At 72.6% G+C, this 14,600-nt stretch carries 12 protein-coding genes; 5 read left to right on the top strand and 7 right to left on the bottom strand.

Going from position 1 to position 14,600, the window contains the following annotated elements:
- Positions 1 to 28: 28 nt before the first annotated feature.
- Entirely contained in the window at positions 29 to 1,216 is a 1,188-nt protein-coding gene (locus tag EZ242_RS01075) for a sensor histidine kinase (protein ID WP_135283261.1), read from the top strand.
- A gap of 11 nt (positions 1,217 to 1,227) precedes the next feature.
- Here the strand turns inward: EZ242_RS01075 and glgP are convergent, their stop codons facing one another.
- The 3 genes from glgP to EZ242_RS22500 are packed head-to-tail and all read right to left on the bottom strand — an operon-like array spanning position 1,228 to position 5,217.
- The gene (glgP, locus tag EZ242_RS01080; protein ID WP_135283262.1) at positions 1,228 to 2,907 is read right to left on the bottom strand and encodes an alpha-glucan family phosphorylase; all 1,680 of its coding nucleotides are present in this window, start codon (positions 2,905 to 2,907) and stop codon (positions 1,228 to 1,230) included.
- A gap of 21 nt (positions 2,908 to 2,928) precedes the next feature.
- Positions 2,929 to 3,867, bottom strand: coding sequence for a 1-phosphofructokinase family hexose kinase (locus tag EZ242_RS01085; RefSeq protein ID WP_135283263.1), 939 nt, complete (start codon positions 3,865 to 3,867; stop codon positions 2,929 to 2,931).
- A 60-nt stretch (positions 3,868 to 3,927) separates the two neighbouring features.
- Positions 3,928 to 5,217: a hypothetical protein gene (locus tag EZ242_RS22500; RefSeq protein WP_276606527.1), complete on the bottom strand. Its 1,290-nt coding sequence runs from the start codon at positions 5,215 to 5,217 to the stop codon at positions 3,928 to 3,930.
- 189 nt (positions 5,218 to 5,406) lie between these two features.
- On the opposite strand from EZ242_RS22500, the gene EZ242_RS01095 reads away from it, so the two are divergent.
- The gene (locus EZ242_RS01095) at positions 5,407 to 6,120 is read left to right on the top strand and encodes an alpha/beta fold hydrolase (protein WP_135283264.1); all 714 of its coding nucleotides are present in this window, start codon (positions 5,407 to 5,409) and stop codon (positions 6,118 to 6,120) included.
- Positions 6,121 to 6,124: 4 nt separating this feature from the next.
- Here EZ242_RS01095 and EZ242_RS01100 read toward each other — a convergent pair whose 3' ends face one another.
- Both EZ242_RS01100 and EZ242_RS01105 read right to left on the bottom strand, forming a co-directional pair.
- Entirely contained in the window at positions 6,125 to 7,345 is a 1,221-nt protein-coding gene (locus EZ242_RS01100) for a glycoside hydrolase 100 family protein (RefSeq protein ID WP_135283265.1), read from the bottom strand.
- Between the two features lie 203 nt (positions 7,346 to 7,548).
- The gene (locus tag EZ242_RS01105; RefSeq protein WP_135283266.1) at positions 7,549 to 10,683 is read right to left on the bottom strand and encodes an ATP-binding protein; all 3,135 of its coding nucleotides are present in this window, start codon (positions 10,681 to 10,683) and stop codon (positions 7,549 to 7,551) included.
- Positions 10,684 to 10,823: 140 nt separating this feature from the next.
- On the opposite strand from EZ242_RS01105, the gene EZ242_RS01110 reads away from it, so the two are divergent.
- From EZ242_RS01110 to EZ242_RS01120, 3 genes are read left to right on the top strand one after another with little or no spacing between them, the layout of a single operon-like run.
- Entirely contained in the window at positions 10,824 to 11,210 is a 387-nt protein-coding gene (locus tag EZ242_RS01110) for a cupin domain-containing protein (protein ID WP_135283267.1), read from the top strand.
- Positions 11,207 to 12,025, top strand: coding sequence for a class I SAM-dependent methyltransferase (locus EZ242_RS01115; protein WP_135283268.1), 819 nt, complete (start codon positions 11,207 to 11,209; stop codon positions 12,023 to 12,025). Before EZ242_RS01110 ends, EZ242_RS01115 begins: the two co-directional genes overlap by 4 nt.
- A gap of 49 nt (positions 12,026 to 12,074) precedes the next feature.
- The gene (locus EZ242_RS01120) at positions 12,075 to 12,734 is read left to right on the top strand and encodes a glutathione S-transferase family protein (protein ID WP_135283269.1); all 660 of its coding nucleotides are present in this window, start codon (positions 12,075 to 12,077) and stop codon (positions 12,732 to 12,734) included.
- 2 nt (positions 12,735 to 12,736) lie between these two features.
- Here EZ242_RS01120 and EZ242_RS01125 read toward each other — a convergent pair whose 3' ends face one another.
- A complete protein-coding gene (locus EZ242_RS01125) occupies positions 12,737 to 13,657 on the bottom strand; it encodes a fumarylacetoacetate hydrolase family protein (protein ID WP_135283270.1) in 921 nt (306 codons plus the stop codon).
- A gap of 10 nt (positions 13,658 to 13,667) precedes the next feature.
- Positions 13,668 to 14,582, bottom strand: coding sequence for a TauD/TfdA dioxygenase family protein (locus tag EZ242_RS01130; protein ID WP_135283271.1), 915 nt, complete (start codon positions 14,580 to 14,582; stop codon positions 13,668 to 13,670).
- Positions 14,583 to 14,600: the final 18 nt, after the last annotated feature.

A 14,600-nucleotide genomic window follows, 5' to 3' on the forward strand; every position in this document is an offset into this window, starting at 1 on the left:
GGCACCCCACAGGCTTCGGCCGACCGCCATGTCCCAGCACCAGCCACGTCCGGGCGGCGCAGCCCGATCCAGCGAGCGCGCCTGCGCGCTGCCCTCGCTGCCCGCGGGGATCCCCGCCGCGGGGATCCCGGCCGTGCTGGAGCAGTGCCTGCGCCACGCGCCTGCCTTCATCGCGCTGGTCATGGGCCGCCAGCATGTCTTCGCCTTCGTGAACGACGCCTATGCCGAGTGGATCGGCCAGCCCGCTTCCGAGTTGTGCGGCCGCCCGGCGTTCGACGTGCTCTCCGGTGTCCGCGGCCAGGGTTTCGAGGAACTGCTCGATCGGCTGTGGACCACGCGCGAGCCCTACGTGGGGCGGGGCGTGGCGGTGCGCATCGGAACGCGCCCCGACGCGCGCGAGCTCTTCGCCGACCTGGTCTTCCAGCCCGTCTTCGACGAGCGCGGCGACATGGCGGGCATCTTCTTGCAGTGGCACGACGTGACCGAGCGCCACCGGCTCGGCGAGGCGCAGCGCCTCGCCGCCCAGAACCAGGACGTCTTCCTCACCAAGCTGGTCCACGAGCTGCGCACGCCCGTGGCCGCGATCCGCGGCGCGATGGAGGTGCTCGCGCGGCGCCCGGGCCAGGTCTCGGGGCCGGTGGAGCGCATGGTCCGCATCGTGCGCCACCAGGCCGGCAGCATCGGCAGCCTGATCGACGAGCTGGCCGACCTGGCCAGCGTCAAGCTCGGACGCAGCGCCGCCCCGATGACCGACTGCGTGGTGCTGCAGGACGTGGTGCGCCATGCGGTGGAGGCGTGCACGCCGCTCCTGGACGCGCGCGGCCACGCGCTGCGCGTGCTGATGCCCGAGCCGGACGTCGTGCTCCAGGGTGACGCCCTCAGGCTCGACCGCGCGCTGTGCAACCTGCTCACCAACGCGGCCAAGTACACCGCGCCGGGCGGACGCATCGAGGTGCAGCTGTCCTGCGCGCGGCAGGGCGCGGTCATCTGCGTGTCCGACAACGGCATCGGCCTGGCGCGCCCCTCGCTGGAGCGCATCTTCGACCTCTTCCACCAGGAGGAGGCCGGCACCGACGCGCGCCAGGGCGGCCTGGGCATCGGCCTCGCGCTGGTGCGCCAGATCGCGCAGGCGCACGGCGGCAGCGTTCAGGCCCACAGCGACGGGCCGGGGCGGGGCGCGAGCTTCGTGCTGAAGCTGCCGACGGCGCGCTCCTAGGCGTCCGCCCGCTAGCGCGTGTACGCCTCCAGCACGTAGCGCCTGAGCATGCGGTGCGAGTTGAACTGCGAGCCGTTGCGGGCGATGGCTTCGCGGCACACGTGCAGCCAGGCCTGGGGGTCCTCGTAGAACAGCGGCGCGATCACCTGCTCCAGCTGGTCGTGCAGGGACAGGGAGTCCACGGCCGGATCGTGCGGGCCGTCCGGTCCGACCGCCCATCCGGTCACGCCTTCCTCCCAGCCCTCCAGCCACCAGCCGTCCAGCACGCTCAGGTTGGGCACGCCGTTGAGCGCCGCCTTCATGCCGCTGGTGCCCGAGGCTTCCAGCGGACGCTGCGGCGTGTTGAGCCACAGGTCCACGCCGGCCGTCATCTGCCGGCCCAGGTCCATGTCGTAGCCGGGAAGGAAGACCAGCGGCACCTCGCCTTCGAGTTCGCGTGCGATGGCATGCAACTGCTCGATGTGCTGCTTGCCCTCCCAGTCGCGCGGATGCGCCTTGCCGGCCATGACGATCTGCAGCGGATAGCGGCGCGCGATGCGCCGCAGGCGCGCCAGGTCGCTGAACAGGAGCAGCGGCCGCTTGTAGCTGGTCATGCGGCGGGCGAAGCCGATGGTCAGGCAATCCGGCGCCAAGGCGACCGGCTCCGCCACCCGCTGCGCGTGCGCCAGCAGGCTCGCCTTGGCCCGCGCATGCGCGCGGGCGATGTCCTCCAGCGGGATGCGGCTGGCATGGATCAGGAGTTCGGGCTCGTGGCACCAGTGCGGCACGTGCTGGTCGAACAGCGCGCGGTGCCCGTCCGAGGCCCAGGTCCAGGGATGCACGCCGTTGGTGATGGCATGCACCTCGAAGCCCGGGAACATGGCGCGTGACACCTCGGCGTGCCGCTGCGCGACGCCGTTGACCCAGCCGCTCAGCTCCAGGGCCACCAGCGTCATGTTCAGCCGCTCGGCGCCGCCCAGGCGCCGCAGCAGCTCGGCGGAGGCGAGGGTTCCGAGCAGCGAATGGACCAGGTCGTGCTCGAACTGGTCGTGGCCCGCCGGCACCGGCGTGTGCGTGGTGAAGACGCAGCGCCGGCGCACGGCCTCGATGGCGGCGTCCAGGTCGCAGTCGCTGCGCTCCATTTGCTCGCGCAGCAGCTCCAGGGTGAGCAGGGCCGCGTGGCCTTCGTTCAGGTGGTACTTCTCCACCGGACACCCGATGGCCGCAAGGAGGCGCACGCCGCCGATGCCCAGCACCATCTCCTGCGCGAGCCGGTAGGCCGCATCGCCGCCGTACAGCGTTCCTGTGAGCGCGCGGTCCTCGGGGTGGTTCTCCGGCAGGTCGGTATCCAGCAGCAGGACCGACACGGGCTGGGATTCGGCGCAGTGGCTTTCGATGCGCCACTCCCAGGCGGTGACCCAGACCTCGCGCGCGCCGACACGCACTGGCACCTTGACCGGGACATGGCGCGCGTGATCGGCCGGATTCCAGGCCTGCGGGTGCTCCAGCTGCCGACCGCCCTCGATCTGCTGGCGGAAGTAGCCGCTGCGCGAGGCGAGCGTGACCGCAGTGACGGGCAGCGCCAGGTCCGCGGCGCTGCGCAGGGTGTCGCCGGCCAGCACGCCCAGGCCGCCGCTGTAGGTGGGCACGTCGCTCTGGAGGGCGATCTCCATGGAGAAGTAGGCGACGTGGGGGATGCGGACGGAGGTCATGGCAAGGCGCTCCACGAGACATCAGATCGAACGGACCACCACCTGCGGCCGCAGGCGGCGCACGTCCTCGGGCCGGCACAGCGTGGTGCCGGGCGCGAGCAGGGCGGCGGCGGAGGCCGCCATGGCCTCGGCGAGCGCTTCGGGCGCGGGATCGCCGCGGTCCAGGGCCCAGAGCAGGCCGCCGAGGAAGCTGTCGCCCGCGCCGATGGTGCCGGCCACGGCCACGGACAGGGCCGCCGCGCGCCAGGCGCCTTCGCGGCTGACCAGCATCGCGCCCTGGGCGCCCAGCGACAGGGCCACCAGCGCGCTGGCGCCGCGCTCGACCAGGTCGCGGCAGGCCCGAAGCTGCGCGGCCTCGTCGGGCAGCGCTTCGCCGCGCAGCTCCTCCAGCTCGCGCAGGCTGGGCTTGCACAGGTGGACCCCCGCCGCGAGGCCGGCGGCCAGCCCCGCCCCCGAGGTGTCCAGGGCCAGCGGAACCCGCCGGGCCGCAAGCTCGCGGGCGAGCTCACCGTAGGCGGTGGGCGGCACCCCGGGCGGCAGGCTGCCGCTGGCGACCACCCAGCTGCCTGCGTCCGCCAGCGCCAGCACGCGGTCGATGCAGGCGTGCCACTGCGCGTCGGTGAGCGCCGGTCCGGGAAGCACGAAGCGGAACTCATGTCCGCTGCCTGCTTCCAGCACGGTGAAGTTCTCGCGCGTTTCGCCCTCGATGGGCAGCGCTTCGAACGGCACCGACTCGGCGCGCATCAGGTCCTGCAGCTGCCCGCCGCTGCTGCCCCCGGCCGGAAAGACGGCCTGCACGCGCATGCCCAGGCGCATCGCCACGCGCGCGACGTTGATGCCGCCGCCGCCAGGATGGCGTTGCACGGCTTCGCAGCGCAGCTTGTGCGAGGGCACGAGCCGCTGCGTGCGCGTGGACACGTCCACGGCCGGGTTGAGGGTGAGGGTCAGCAGGGACGTCATGCCCGCATGCTGCGACGCCGGCGATGCGTTCGGGTTGACCCGGCTCAAGCGGCGCGCCGCTCAGGGCGTGCGCAGGCGCTGTGTGTACACGTCGAAGTCGCCACCGGCGGCGCTGGACCATGCGGCCACCGCGCCACTGCCGACGAGCGCCTCCAGCCGAGGTTCGCCGCCTGCCGTGTCGAGCACGAGCGCGTCGCCCAGGCGCTGCGCGTTCGCGTCGAAGCGTTCGAGCTGCACGCGTGCGTCCGGCAGCTGGGAGGCCAGCAGGAAACCGCCGCCGGCCAGTCCGGCAGCGGACAGGGGCGAGCCCGCGAGCGCGACGCTGTCCAGTGCCTGGCCGCTTGCATCGAGCAGCGTCACGGACTGCGGCGCGATGCGCAGGTAGCGGCCGCTGGACAGCGCAAGCAATGTGCTGTCCTCGGGCACGCCGGAGAGGGTCAGGCGCAGCGCGGGGGCGAAGTGGAGCAGGACGTTGGCGGGCTGGTAGCTCTCGTCCTGCTGGTCCACCGCCGCGGTCCAGCCGCCCTGGGCGTCGGCCAGCAGGCGCAGGGACGCGTCGCCCGGCGAGCCGGCGCGCCCGAGGATGGTGGGCGCGCCGACGGGCTGGCCATTGGCTGCATAGTGCTGCTGCGACAGCGTGAAGCGGATGGTGACGGAGGACGGGGCGATGTCGCCCCAGCCGATCACGAAGCCTCCATCGGCCAGCCCGATCGCCTGGACCAGGCCCTTGCTGGGCGAGCGGTAGTTGGGCTCGTAGCTCAGCTCCGAGACCGCCGTCTCGGCGGTGATGCGCTGGCCCGCGGCATCGAAGCGCTGCCAGTACACCCCGGTGCGCGCACGCGGCGGCATGGTGCCGGGCAGCTCGCGCCACACGGCATAGGCCGCCACCACGCCGCCATCCGGCAGCACGGCCAGGGACAGGTCCTGCACGCCGGGCGCGCCCGCGTTCTCCACGGTGAAGGGCAGGGCGATGCCCGCGTTCACAGGCTGTCCGGCAGCGTCGAAGCGCCGCAGCCACAGCGAGCCGTCCTGCGAGCGCCAGGCCACGGCATGGCCGCCGCCCGCGACGGCGCCGACGTCGGCCAGGAGCTGGTCGCCGGCCGTCTGCACGTTCACGCGCTCAGCGGGTTCGCCCGACAGAGGGGCGGGTGCAGGAGCGGGCGCCGGGGCAGGCGCCGGGGCAGGCGCAGGCGCGGGCGCAGGCGCGGGCGCGGGCGCAGGCGCGGGCCCGGGTGCCGGTGCGGGTGGAGCGACCGCCACCGGTGAGCCGGTGCCGTCGGACGCGCTGGCCGCGTCGCCTCCACCACCGCCACCGCATGCCGCCAAGGCGCCCATGAGCGCGGTGACCATGCCCAGTCTCATCCATGCTTGCTGCATCGCTTCCGACCTCCCCTCGACTGTCGTCGTGAGGCATTCTTGCCGTGTGCGGTCGCGCTGTTGTGCACAAAGTGGTCACTTGTGTAACCTGGCACGACAAACGCAAGCCGAGGCGTGCCGCGCGCGTGCGACCATCCCGCCCCGTTCGATAACCCGCCCACCATGCACGATCCGACGCTCGTCCTGCTCCCTGGCCTGCTCTGCGATGCCGCCGCCTGGCGCCACCAGTTCGAGGCCCTGTCAGCCCTCACCGCATGCGAAGTCGCGAGCTATGGCGATGCCGACGCCATCACCGCGATGGCCCGGGCCGTGCTGGCCCAGGTGCCCGCGGGGCCGCTGGCGCTCGCCGGGCATTCCATGGGCGGGCGCGTCGCCCTCGAGGTGGCCCGCCTGGCGCCCGAGCGGCTCCAGCGCATCGCCCTGCTGGACACCGGCACCGAGCCGCTCGCGGCCGGCGAGGCCGGCGAGCAGGAGCGCGCCAAGCGCATGGCCCTGCTGGAGCGCGCCCGCCGCGAAGGCATGCGCGCCATGGGCCGCGAATGGGCCCGCGGCATGGTGCACCCGGCGCGCCTGGACTCGCCGGTGTTCGAGGACATCCTGGACATGATCGAGCGCAGCACGCCCGAGCGCTTCGAGGCGCAGCAGCGCGCCCTGTTGGCCCGCCCCGACGTGCGGCCGGTGTTCGCGTCGCTGCGCTGCCCCACGCTGCTCGTCTGCGGGCGGCAGGACGCCTGGAGCCCGCTCGCGCGCCACGAGCAGATGCGCAGTGAGCTGCCGCAGGCGCGGCTGGTGGTGATCGAGGACGCGGGCCACATGAGCCCGATGGAGCAGCCCGAGGCGGTGACGCGGGCGCTGCGGGAGTGGCTCGAAAACTAGCTGCTCAGGCGACCACGGCCACCTTTGCGGCGGGTCGCCGCGGCGGCCGCTCCAGCTTCTCCACCGCGTCCAGCGCCAGCAGCAGCGCCGCCGCGTTCCAGCTCTGGCCCGGCATGCCGCCGCGGGCCAGGGACTGGCCGTGGAACCACTCGGTGAAGCGCCAGTCGTCCTCGTCGTTCATGGCGATCAGGCGTTCGAGTTCCTGGCGCGCCAGATCGGCCAGGCCCAGGCGGGCCAGGGCCACCACCCAGAAGCCGCCCACGAAGGGCCAGATGCCGCCGTTGTGGTACTGGTGCGGCAGGTTCTGCTTGTGGCGGCCCATGTAGGCGCGCCAGAGCTTGTGGCCCTTGTCCAGCGGACGCAGCACCACGCGCACGGGGTAGGGATCGCTCGCGCTCGCGGCGTGGATGGTCTCCAGGATGCGGATTCCAGCTTGTTCGTCCACCGCGCCGCTGAGCACCGCCAGGATGTTGCCGAACACGTCGCCTTCCATGCCGCAGACCGAGAGGTTCACGAAGCTCAGGAGCAGCCCGTCGTGCGTCTGGCCGCGCCGCGCGTAGTGGCGCATGAGGCGCGCGCGCGGGTAGCTCGGAAGCTGCGGCGTGAAGGGGTCGAACAGGTCGCCGAAGTGCTGGCGCGTGGCCTCGGCCTGCTCCAGGCCGTAGCGCTGCTTGACCTCGACCCACAGCGCGTTGGTGTAGAGCACGAAGCCCGAGCGGGGCATGATGTCCGCCCAGTCGCTGGCTTCGTTCTGCTGCAGCAGCCGGAAGTGCGGATGCTCCTGCGCATGCAGCCAGGCCAGGGCCTTGTCGATCTGCACCGCCCAGCGCTCGGGTTCCACCTGGCCGGCGCTTCGCACGTGGTCCACGGCGATCAGCCACCACAGCGTGGCGTCGATGCAGCCCACGTACCAGAAGTCCGCGCCCGCGCCTTCGGGGTCCACGTACTTGGCGATCTGGCCGTTGCCGGCCTGCTGGGCCGCGAGCGCATCCAGGCTGGCGATGGCGCCCTGCTCCAGCAGGGGGTCGCCGCTGCCGGTCATCGCGAGGATGCAGATGGCCGCATCGCGGCCGAAGATGCGGGTGTAGCGGCGCGCTTCGGCCTGCTGCGTGCGGCTGGCCGCCAGCATGCCCTGGGGCGTCAGGTTGCGGCGCAGCAGGGCGATGGCCCGCTCACGGGCGAGTTCATGGGAGGTCGGCGGCTGGGGCGCGAGAACTGCGTTCATGGGAAGTCTCCGCAGGCCCTGAGCGGACTTCGCACCGGTGACGAATGACGCTTACTGTTGAGCACTGCGGGCGCAAGTCTGCCGTAGTTTGGTGCGCTCAGCCGGGATGTTTCCCCGCAGGCGGACTCAGGCGCCAAAAAGTGCGTTATTTCGCGGTCTTTCGCAGCGCAGCAATGTTGCTCGCGCGCCGCGTTGCGCGCTTCTCAGCCGGGGAGGTCCCGGCAGCGCGCCTCGTCCAGGCGGTGGCCCGCCGAACGAAAGCCTTGCGCCGCGGCCGCGAAGCGTTCCCGCGCCCGCGTGCGATCGCCCTGCGCCCAGGCCACGTGGGCGCGCGCCTCGTGCAGCGCGGCATACCAGGCCGGCAGCTTCATGACCGTGTTGGCAAGGTAGTCCGAGGCCTGCTCGTGCTGCGCCGCGCGCGGCAGCTCGTGCGCGCGCGCGGCGGCGATGGTGGCGGGGATGGCGAAGGTGATGCGGCAGCCGGGGCAGGTCTCCAGCGGGCCGCGCACGGCGGCCTCGGCCTCCTCCAGCGCGCCGAGCGCGGCGTCGGTACCCGCGGCGAGGGCGATGCGCGTGCCGTAGATGCGGTCCAGCAAATGAAAGCCCACGCCCGACTGGCGGGCGACATCCAGCGCTTCGTCCAGCAGTGCGCGCACCTCGTCGCGCCGGCCGCGGTGCAGGGCGAGTTCGGAGCGGCGCTGCAGGCACAGCGCCTCGCCGGCGGCGCCGCCGATGGCGCGGTGCAGGCGCCCGCCCGCCAGCAGGTCCTGCTCGGCCGCGTCCAGCTGTCCGTTCAGCAGCAGCGCCTCGCCGCGCAGGGTGACCGCGAAGGCATGCCCACGCGCCGCGCCCAGGCGCTGCGCCTCGGCGGCCAGCGCGTCGGCAAAGCGGATCACCTCCTCGTAGGGCCGCGAGCCATAGAGAAAGCGCTGGGTGATGCACAGGTGGCCGTCGAAGACGCGCGTGGCCAGCTGCGGCAGGTGGCTGGTCTCGTGCAGGTCGGCCCAGACGCTGCCGTGCAGGTCGCCGCGCGCATGCGCCGCCGCCGCCTGCGCCCAGGAGGCGATGACCAGCGTGCCTTCGTCGCCGGTCTCCAGCGCGAGGCGGCGCACCTCGCCTGCCCGGCGCGTGCCTTCGGCCGGGTCGCCGAAGCCGAGGGCGGCGGCGCCGCTGTAGGCCAGCGCTTCGGCCAGGCGGCCGGGAACGGTGCTGGGGCGCACGTCGCGCAGGTACTCGAGGGCGCCGGCGGGGTCGCTCATCTTCACCTGCGCGAGTGCACGCTTGGCGCGCAGCTCGTGGGCCAGGGCCTCGGGCGCGAGCGCGGCGGCGGCGTCGTAGGCGGCGAGCGTGCCGGGCCGGCCCAGCGCGTCCATCGCCTCGGCGCGCAGCGCCAGGGCCTCGGGCTGCGCGGGGCGCTGCACGAGCAGCGGCTCCACGTGACGCAGGACGTCCTCGAAAGCGCCCAGCCGCGCGGCCTGGCGCGCCGCTTCCAGGCAGAAGGGCAGGGCCGCGTCGATGTCGCTTGCCGAGAGCCAGTGCTGGCCCACCAGGCCCGGCGCCGCGCCGGCATGCTGCAGCCGCGCGGCGACCTCGCGCCGCAGGCCCGCAAGCCGGTGCGGCGGGATCGCATCGGCCAGCGCATGCCGCAGCAGCGCATGGCGGAAGCGGTAGTGCGCCTCGTCGATCACGAGCACGCCCGTGGCCAGCGCCCGGTCGAGGCGGACCGGCGTGTCCGCGCCGTCTTCCTCCATGAGCGCAAGGGCGGTCGCCACGTCGAAGACTTCGCCGGCCAGCGCGAGGCGTCGCAGGCCTTCCAGCGCCTGCGGATTCTCGTCACACAGGCGCGCGGCCAGCGCGGCCGACACGTCGCGCGGCAGATTCTCGAAGTGCGCGTCCCCGCCACGGGCGAGCGCGTGCGCGAGCTCCACGACCGCGAAGGGCAGCCCCTCGGCCTGTCGCGCGATGGCGAGCGCCTGCTCGGGCGAGAGCGGCGCGCCCGCCGTCCGCTGCGCGAGCAGGACGGCTTCGTCCTCGGTCAGCAGGCCCAGCTCCAGGGCCTGCAACTGCCCGGTGCGCAAGAGCCGCGCCACGTTGCGGTCCAGCGCCGGCGGCAGGGCCGGGCGGCAGGCCAGCAGCACGAAGATGGGGGGGCCGCTAGCCGCCAGCTGCGTGAGCAGTTCGGCGCTGGCGTCGTCGGCCGCGTGCGCGTCGTCCACCATGACGAGCACCGGCCGCCCGGCCGCGGTGGCCGCCAGCAGGCGGCGCACCGCGCCCAGCACCTGGTGACGGCTGATCGGCAGCGCCGGCGCCGGCGCGTGGCCCGCGGCCGGCGTGAGCGCGGCGAGGATGGCGCGCGCCGGCTCGCCGATGGCCTGCAGCGCCTGCGGGTTCGCGGACAGCAGGGGTTCGACCAGGTCGGCGGTGATGCCGTAGGGCTCGGTCCAGTCGCTGGCCTGCACCGAGCGCACCTCCCAGCCCAGCCCCCGCGCCTCCTTGGCCAGGCGGCGGCAGAACGCCGTCTTGCCCATGCCGGGCGCGGCGCGCAGCAGGAGCCCGCCGGGCGTGCCGGCGGTGCTGGCGCGCAGCGCCGCGAGCGCGCGCACGAGCTCCAGCGCGCGGCCGACGAAGGCCGGCGCCGGCACGTCCAGGCCGGCCACGCATTCCCGGTACAGCGCCTGCACCCGCGGCCCCGGCGCGACACCCAGGGACTGCTGCAGGTGGTCCTGCAGGTGCCCGTACCAGCGCAGGGCCGAGGAGCGCCGGCCCGCCGCCAGCTCTTCGCGCATGAGTTGCTCGTGCGCGGCTTCGTCGGCCGGGTCTTCGCGCACCAGGCGCTCCAGCTCGCCGGCATGCCGCAGCAGCGCGAGGAACTTGCCGCGCAGGCGCTGGCGCGGCGCTTCGGTCCAGGACTCCAGCCGCCAGGCCGGCAGCAGCTCGCCCGTGTAGAGCGCGGCCGCAGCCTTGCAGGCCTGCGCATCGCGGCTGGCGAGCGCCGCGTCGGCGGCGGCCTCGAAGCGGCTCGCGTCGCAATCGACCGCCTCGCCCGGCATGAGCAGCACCTGGCCGCCCTTGAGCACGAGCGCGTCGCCCGTGCCCAGGAAGTGGCGCGCGTGATGCGCTGCCTTGCGCAGGTTGGCACTGGCGGCATGCGGGTCCAGGTGGGGCCACAGCGCCTCGACCGCCGCCTCGTTGGCCATCGCGCGCCCGGGCTGCAGGCACAGCAGCGCGATGAGCTCGGTGGCACGGCGCGTGGGCGCGGCCGGCTCGGCGTCGGATGGCGGCGGCTTGCGCCCTGTCTCGAGTACGAGCGGACCCAGCAGCCTTGCGTGCAGTGGCATCGCGTGATCTCCAGCCCGCACCGGGAACGTTTCGGGAACGGCCGGTGTGGACGATCAGTATGCGACCGATCGCTTCTTCCGGGTGCGGCGAATGGATCGGCTCTTCCCAGCACCCGGGCCTTTCCTCAAGGAGACAGACCATGCATATCGCCAAGGAAAAAGTGGACGTCCAGATGGAAATTCCGGGTGCGGTGCTGCGCCAGCGCAAGGATTTCGGGGACGCGAGCGGCTTGGGCAAGATCAGCGGCGAGTACTTCAGCCTGTCCGCCGGCGTGGACACCACCCCGCTGTTCCAGGGGCTGCAGGGCAACGCCTGCCAATGTCCGCACTGGGGCTACGTGCTGCAGGGCGAGATCACCACCACCGACGCGCACGGCGAAACCGAGACGGTGCGCGCCAACGACCTCTTCTACTGGCCGCCCGGCCACAACGTGCGCGTCGACGCCGATGCCGAACTCATCATGTTCAGCCCGCAGCACGAGCACACCCACGTGATCGAGCACATGAAGGAAAAGGTGAAGTCATGAATGCCAACCAGGCCCTGTGGGAGCAGGGCGACTTCACCCGCATCGCCGCCAGCATGCGCGCCAGTGGCGAGGACCTCGTGCGGCAGCTCGGAATCTCCTGCGGCATGCAGGTGCTGGACCTGGGCTGCGGCGACGGCACCACGGCCCTGCCGGCGGCGCGGCTGGGCGCGAAGGTGCTGGGCGTGGACATCGCCCGCAACCTGGTCGAGGCGGGCAACCGGCGCGCCGCGCAGGCCGGCTTCTCGGACACCTGCCAGTTCATCCAGGGCGATGCGTGCCGGCTGGCCGGCCTCGAGAACAAGAGCTTCGACCGGGTCATCAGCATCTTCGGCGCGATGTTCGCGCCCCAGCCCTTCGACGTGGCCCGGGAGATGGTGCGCGTGACCCGGCCGGGCGGGCGCATCGTCATGGGCAACTGGATCCCGGGCGACCCCACGCTGGTGGCGCAGATCCTCAAGGTGTGCGCGGCCTACACGCCACCGCCGCCGGAGGGCTTCGTCAGTCCCATGGCCTGGGGCGTGCCGGGGAACGTCATCGAGCGCTTCGGGGCCGCCGGCATCGCCTGGGAGGGCATCCTGTGCGAACGCGACCGCTTCGTCTTCGACTTCGACGGCACGCCGGCCGCCTTCGCCGACACCTTCCTGCAGTACTACGGGCCGACCATGAACGCGCTGGCGGCGGCGACGAGCCAGGGACGTGGCGAGCAGCTGCGCACCGAGCTGGTGGCATTGTTCGAGCGCGAGAACCAGTGCCAGTACCCGCAGCGCACGCTCATTTCGGCGGTGTTCCTGAAGGTGACGGTGGAGGTCAACTGACGGGGCTCGGACCAGGTGCGCACACAATGCGCACCTGGAGGCGACCCCCATGACCCTGGCGCTCTACGGCCACCCGTTTTCCTCGTACACGCAGAAGGTGCTCATCGCGCTCGACGAGAACCGCATCGCCTGCGAGTTCCGCTGTCTCGGCCCGGACCAGCCGCAGCACACGGCCGAGTGGCTCGCGCGCTGGCCGCTGCGCAAGTTTCCGCTGCTCGTGGATGGAGACCGGGAAGTCGTGGAGACCAGCATCATCATCGAGTACCTGCAGCTCGCCCACCCGGGCCCCGTGCGCCTGATACCCGCCGATCCGCGGGCCGCGCTGGAGGTCCGCTTCCTGGACCGCTTCTTCGACCTGCACGTGATGAACGCGGCCCAGCATGCGGTGGACGGTGCGCTGACCGGCGATGCGCGCAAGCGGGAGGAGGGCATGGCCCTGTCGAAGGAGAAGCTGGAGCGCGCCTACGCCTGGCTCGAGGCATCGTTGGCCGGGCGCGCCTGGGCGGCCGGCGAGGACTTCAGCATGGCGGACTGCGCCGCCGCGCCTTCGCTGTTCTACGCGGACTGGACGCACCGCATCGCCGACACGTATCCCACGCTGCGCGCCTACCGGGCCCGGCTGCTCGCCCGTCCGTCCTTCGCGCGGGCCGTCGAGGCCGCGCGGCCCTTCCGCCCGCTCTTTCCGTTGGGGGCGCCGGACCGGGATTGAGGCTATCCGATCCGGGTCACGAGGGTGCCCAGCGCCTCGATGGACACCTCGATCCGGTCGCCGGGCGCCAGCCACACGGGCGGCTTGCGGAAGGCGCCGATGCCGGCCGGCGTCCCGGTGGCCAGCACGTCGCCTGGCTCCAGGGTGATGTAGTCGCTGATGTAGCTGATGAGGGTGGCCACCGGGAACAGCATGTCGGCCGTGCTGGCTTCCTGCATCAGCCGGCCGTTGACGTGCGTGCGCAGGGTGAGGCTCTGCGGGTCGGGGATCTCATCGGCGCTGACCAGGGCGGGACCGAGCGGACAGAAGCCGTCCATGCTCTTGGCGAAGGTGGTCTGCGGCGGCGTGATGTCGAACTGGAATTCGCGTGCGCTGAGGTCGTTCAGCAGGGTGTAGCCTGCCACGCACGAGAGCGCCTCCTGCGGCGTGACCTTCGAGGCCACGCGGCCCATCACGACCGCAAGCTCGCCCTCGAAGTCGAACTTGGTGACGTTCGCGGGCCGGGCCACCGTGGCGCCCGGCGCGGCCACGCTGGAGGGCATCTTGAAGATGATGCGCGGCTTCTCGAAGGGATCGACCCCGGTCTCCTTGGCATGGTCGGCGTAGTTGCGGCCCACGCCGACGATCTTGCCTGGCCGCGCGATGGGTGCGTGCAGCCGCAGGCTGTCCAGCGGCAGGCGCTCGGCCGCGCCCGCGAGGTGCTCGGCGATGCGAAGGTTCACCTGCGCACGCGCAGCCTCGTCGGCCTGCAGCCAGCGCATCAGCCCGCCGGACGCCGGCTCGATGCCGCGCCCGGCCAGGGCCGCTTCGGCAGCGCCGAGCGGACAGCCCGCGAGCAGTGCGCTCACGTCGACCACGCGCTCGTCCTGCAACACCCCCGTGCGACGGCTGGCGCCCGGGCCCTCGTAGCTCACGAACTTCATGCCGCAGTCCTCAGGCGGCGACGGCAGCGGTCGCTGCGCGCGGCTGGCCGGCTTCATCGAAGAAACGGGTGGCGGCCACCTGGCAGCGCTTGATGTAGCGATGCTCGTGCGGCAGGTAGTCGGCCACGGCGTTGTGGATGGTGCCCATGTTGTCCCACATCAGCACGTCGTTCTCCTGCCACTGGTTGGCATAGCGGAACTCGGGGCGGGTCTGGTGGTGGAACAGGAAGGCGAGCGCCTCGTCGCTCTCGGCCTGGGACATCTGGTCGATGCGCACGGCATAGCCGGGGTTGGCGTACAGCACCTTGCGCCCGGTGATGGGGTGCGTGAGGAAGACGGGGTGCGAGACCGGCGGCTTGGCCGCGCGCTGCGCCTCGGTCAGGGGAGGGCGCGTGCTGCCGCGCTCGCGCCGCATCATCTCCCAGAACTTGTTGAAGTCGTGCGTGCAGGTCATGCCCGCCAGGCGCGTCTTCCATTCCTGCGGCAGCGCCTCGTAGGCGGCATGCATGTTGCAGAACTCGGTGTTGCCCAGCGACCTGCCATCCCGGCGCGGGATGGTCGTTCCGTACAGCACGTTGGTGAAGGCGATCATGCGGCTGTAGGACATGTCGGTGTGCCAGTCCTGCCCGGCATCGGACAGGCCCAGCGGCTTTCCGTCCTGCACCATGTTCGAGAGGATCATGACCTCCGGCAGGCCCGGCTCCTGGTAGGCATTGGCGACGTTCACCTCCAGCTCGCCGAAGCGCGCGGCGAAGTCGCGCAGCTGGCGGGCGGTGAGGTGCTGGTCGGGGTACTTGAGGACGCCGTGCTGGCCGAGCGCCTGCAGCAGCGTCTCGAAGGTCGAGTCGTCGAGCGGCCGGGACAGGTCCAGGCCTTCGACGCGCGCGCCGAGGGTGGCGCCACTGGGGATGATTCGCAGGTCCATGGTGTTGCTCCTTCAGGT

It is taken from the genome of Ramlibacter rhizophilus (genome assembly GCF_004681965.1).
GTDB classification, from domain to species: domain Bacteria; phylum Pseudomonadota; class Gammaproteobacteria; order Burkholderiales; family Burkholderiaceae_C; genus Ramlibacter; species Ramlibacter rhizophilus.